This is a genomic window from Streptomyces anandii JCM 4720 (assembly GCF_014650655.1).
GTDB classification, from domain to species: domain Bacteria; phylum Actinomycetota; class Actinomycetes; order Streptomycetales; family Streptomycetaceae; genus Streptomyces; species Streptomyces anandii.
The window spans coordinates 28,343-32,601 of record NZ_BMVJ01000026.1; the positions used below are offsets into that span (position 1 = coordinate 28,343).

The following is a 4,259-nucleotide window of genomic DNA, read 5'->3' on the forward strand; positions in this document are numbered from 1 at the left end:
GCGAGCCCCGCGGTGCCGCGCTCCCAGTCGGTGGGGCGGCGCTCGCCGGGCAGGGGCACGGCGATGACGCCCTGGACGGCCCCGGTGTCGGGGCTCGCCTCGGCGAGGTCCTGGGCGAGCTGGTGGCACCAGTGCGGGCCGACCTGCACGTCGTCGTCGAGGAAGGCGACCCAGCCGGTGGTGACCGCGCGCAGCCCGGTGTTGCGGGCGGCGGCGGGTCCGCGGCCGCCGCTGGTGAGCACGGTGGTGCGGGCGCGCAGGTCGCCGAGGACGCTCAACGGGTGCTCCAGACCGTCCGGTTCGGGCTCGGGCCGGTCGTCGACGAGGACGATCTCCTCGGGCCGGGGTCCGTGCGCGGCGGCGAGCGCGGCCAGGCAGTCGGCCAGCGTGTCCCGCGCCAGGGTGGGGATCACCACGGCGTAGGCGGGCCCGGCGGCGGGGCTGGTCATGCGTACGCCCTTCCCCGGCGCACCGCGTACGGGCCGATCGCCAGCAGGTCGACGGGCGCGGAGCCGAAGCACTCCAGCGCGTCGCGCGGGTCGTCGACCATGGGCCGGCCGGCGGTGTTGAGGCTGGTGTTGACGACGACGGGCAGCCCGGTGCGCCGTTCGAACCCGCGCAGCATCGCCGCGACCAGGGGTTCCTGTCGCTCGTCGACGGTCTGGATGCGGGCGGTGCCGTCGACGTGCACCACGGCGGGGATGCGTTCGCGCCAGTCGCGGTGGACGTCGTGCACGAACAGCATGTAGGGGCTCGGGACCGGACCCTCGAACAGCTCGTGCGCGCGCTCGGCGAGGACCATGGGGGCGACCGGCCGGAACTCCTCGCGGCCCTTGACCCGGTTGAGCCGTTCCAGGTTCTCGGCGCGGCCCGGGTGGGCGAGCAGGGAGCGGTGGCCGAGGGCGCGCGGCCCGTACTCGCTGCGGCCCTGGAACCAGGCGACCACGCCGTCGCGGGCCAGTTCCCCGGCGACCGTCTCGGCGATGTCGTCGGGCCGCTCGTACGGTACGGCGGCCTCCTCCAGCCAGGCGCGCAGCTCCTCGTCGCTCCAGCCGCGCCCGAGGTCGGCGCCGGGCATGGGCTCGGGTACGTTGCCCTCGCTCGCGGCGAGGTAGAGGGCGCCGCCGAGGGCGGTGCCGGCGTCACCGGCGGCGGGCTGCACCCAGACGTGGCGGTACGGGCCCTGCGCGGCGATCTTGGAGTTGGCGACGCAGTTGAGGGCGACGCCGCCGGCCATGGCGAGGGCCTCGCCGCCGGCCTCGCGGTGCAGCCAGTGGACGAGTTCGAGCAGGACCTCCTCCAGCACGGCCTGGCAGCTGGCCGCGAGGTCGGCGTGCTCCTGGGTCCACGGCTCGTGCTTGCCGCGCGGCGGGGCGAGGGCGGCCCAGTCGACGCCGTGGGCGCGGAAGCCGCCGTCGCCGGTGGGGTGGACGTACTGGCGCAGCTGGGGCAGGAAGCGGGGCTTGCCGTAGGAGGCGAGCGCCATGACCTTGTACTCGTCGCTGCTGCGCAGGAAGCCGAGGTGTTCGGTGAGCTCCTCGTAGACCAGGCCGAGGGAGTCGGGCAGGGCCTGCGCGGCGAGCGTGTCGAGCTTGCCGTCGTGGAAGCGGCCCGCGAGGTGGGAGGCGGCCTCGCCGCGGCCGTCCAGGACGAGGACGGCGCTGTCGGGGTGCGGGGAGGCGGGTCCGGCGGAGGCGGCGTGCGCGACGTGGTGGGGCACGAAGACGACCTTGGCCGGGTCCAGGCCGGGCAGCGCCTCGGCGAGGAACTCGGGGGCGCGGCTCGCGTACTCCAGGCGCAGCGGGTCCCAGGGGTCGTTCAGGCCCATGTCGGCGGCGGGCCGGGCGAGGGCCGGGTCGAAGGAGTAGGTGACCGCGTCGAGCTCGTCGGCGCGCAGTCCGGCGTGTTCCAGGCACCAGCGGGCGGACAGTTCCGGCAGTTCCCACGCGGAGAAGGGCACCGGGCGCTTGCCGTGCTTGCGTCGGCTGAAGCGCTCCTCCTCCCCGGCCGCGACCGTCCTGCCGTCGACGACGAGGGCGGCGGCCGGGTCGTGGAACAGGGCGTTGATTCCAAGGATGCGCATGGGGTGGGCTCCGTCCCGTTCGGCGCTTGCGAGTGCGAGGGGGGGACCGGTCGGTGCCGGTGGGCACCACGGGGTTCTGGGTGCCGCGCCCCAGCTGTCTCAAACACGTGAAGACAACTGGCGAGGGAAAAGGATGATTTTTCGCTCTATGTCATCTTTTTCTCACCGTGCGTGAAGCGCCCTGGCCAGGGCCGCACAGTACGGTTCGGGACACTGCGGTCGACTGCGGCAGGGGCTCGCTCACGCGGCGACCGCGCGGGTGAACCAGCCGATGGTGCGCTCAAGCCCCTGCGACCAGGGGACGCGTGGCTGCCACCCGAGCCGCTCGCGGGCGAGCCGGGTGTCCGGCCGGCGCCGGCAGGGGTCGTCGGCCGGGCGGTCGACGAAGCGGATGCGGGAGGCGGAGCCGGTCAGGTCCACGATCCGGCGGGCCAGCTCAAGCATGGTGATCTCGTCGGTGCCGCCGATGTTCACCGGGCCGCTCTCGCGGGAGGCGGCCAGGGCGAGGACGCCGTCGACCGTGTCGTCGACGTAGCACAGGGAGCGGGTCTGGCTGCCGTCGCCGGCGACGGTGAGCGGCACGCCGTCCAGGGCCTGCGCGATGAAGGTGGGCACGGCGCGGCCGTCCCCGGTGCGCATGCGGGGGCCGTAGGTGTTGAAGATGCGCACGATGGCCGTGTCGGTGCGGTGGACCTTGCGGTGCGCGGTGACCAGGGCCTCGGCGAAGCGCTTGGACTCGTCGTAGACGCTGCGCGGGCCGATGGGGTTGACGTTGCCCCAGTAGTCCTCTCGCTGCGGGTGCTCCAGCGGGTCGCCGTACACCTCGGAGGTGGAGGCGAGCAGGAAGCGGGCGCCGTCGGCGCGGGCCCGCTCGAGGGCGTTGCGGGTGCCGTCGCTGCCCACTCCGAGGGTTTCCAGGGGCAGCCGCAGGTAGTCGGCCGGCGAGGCGGGGCAGGCGAAGTGCAGGACCAGGTCGAAGCGGCCGGGAAGGGCACGCACCGCGTCGGCGTCGGTGGCGTCGGCGCGCACGAAGCGGAAGCCGCGGTGCCGTTCGAGTTCGGCGACGTTGGCGTGCGAGCCGGTGGCCAGGTTGTCCAGGCAGATGACGCCGGTGCCGGCGTCGAGCAGCCGCGCGCACAGATGGGATCCCACGAAGCCGGCTCCGCCGGTCACCAGGGCCCGGCGCCAGGTGCGTCCGCTCACGGGACTCTCCTCCCTCTCGCCTTCACTTGCGTGTCGGCTTGAGTAACCCCGTGGCGGCCCGGCACACATCGGGCCAACCGGGGCGCATCGGGACCGATCAGCCGTTCGTCGAGCACGTTTTCGACACCCGTGCACAACACGCCCGCAGGCCCTGCATAGAGTCCCCGGCATGCCTTCTGCGACCAAGAAGATGAAGACGAGGGGGCCGGGCGCGGGGGCCCGGCGGGGGGTGCGCGCGGCCGGGGCGCTGGCGGCGGCCGCGTGCCTGACCCTGACGCTGGCCGGCTGCGGTCACGGGGACGCGACCCGCCCGAGCTCCGTACGCGACCGGGCGGCGGGCGCGCCCGCCCGGTTCGGCACCGTCGACTGCCGTCAGGCCAAGTGCATCGCCCTGACCTTCGACGCCGGGCCGAGCGAGAACTCCGCCCGGCTGCTGGACATCCTGAAGCAGAAGCAGGTCCCGGCGACCTTCTTCCTGCTGGGCGCGCGGCACATCGAGAAGTACCCGGAACTGGTGCGGCGGATGGCGGCCGAGGGCCACGAGGTGGCCAGCCACACCTGGGACCACAAGATCCTCACCCGGATATCCCCGGCGGAGATACGCGACGAACTCGGCCGCACCAACGACGCGATAGAGCGCCTGACCGGGCACAAGCCCACGCTGATGCGCCCGCCGCAGGGCCGCACCGACTCCACCGTGCACGGCATCTGCAAGGAGATGGGCATGTCCGAGGTGCTGTGGAGCGTGACCGCCAAGGACTACGCCACCACCGACTCGGCGCTGATCACCAAGCGCGTCCTCGACCAGGCGACCCGGGACGGCATCATCCTGCTGCACGACCTCTACCAGGGCACCGTGCCGGCCGTGCCCGGCATCATCGACGCCCTCAAGGCCCGCGGCTACGTCTTCGTGACCGTGCCGCAGCTCCTCGCCCCGGGCAAGCCGGAGCCGGGGAAGGTGTACCGGCCCTGA

Annotated in this window: 4 protein-coding genes; 1 reads left to right on the plus strand and 3 read right to left on the minus strand. The window is 73.7% G+C overall.

Annotated elements, in window-relative coordinates:
* The 3 genes from IE249_RS39075 to IE249_RS31255 form a co-directional block, all read right to left on the minus strand.
* The coding region (locus IE249_RS39075; RefSeq protein ID WP_229859642.1) for a glycosyltransferase at window positions 1-449 on the minus strand (449 nt) is incomplete at its 3' end.
* Window positions 446-2,083 (minus strand): carbamoyltransferase family protein, encoded by a 1,638-nt coding sequence (locus tag IE249_RS31250; RefSeq protein WP_189710233.1) that lies wholly within the window; start codon window positions 2,081-2,083, stop codon window positions 446-448. The genes IE249_RS39075 and IE249_RS31250, both read right to left, overlap by 4 nt.
* 240 nt (window positions 2,084-2,323) lie before the next feature.
* Complete coding sequence (locus IE249_RS31255; RefSeq protein WP_189710235.1) at window positions 2,324-3,286, minus strand: NAD-dependent epimerase/dehydratase family protein; 963 nt, start codon at window positions 3,284-3,286, stop codon at window positions 2,324-2,326.
* A gap of 169 nt (window positions 3,287-3,455) precedes the next feature.
* On the opposite strand from IE249_RS31255, the gene IE249_RS31260 reads away from it, so the two are divergent.
* On the plus strand, window positions 3,456-4,259 hold the full coding sequence (locus IE249_RS31260) for a polysaccharide deacetylase family protein (RefSeq protein WP_189710237.1): 804 nt from the start codon (window positions 3,456-3,458) through the stop codon (window positions 4,257-4,259).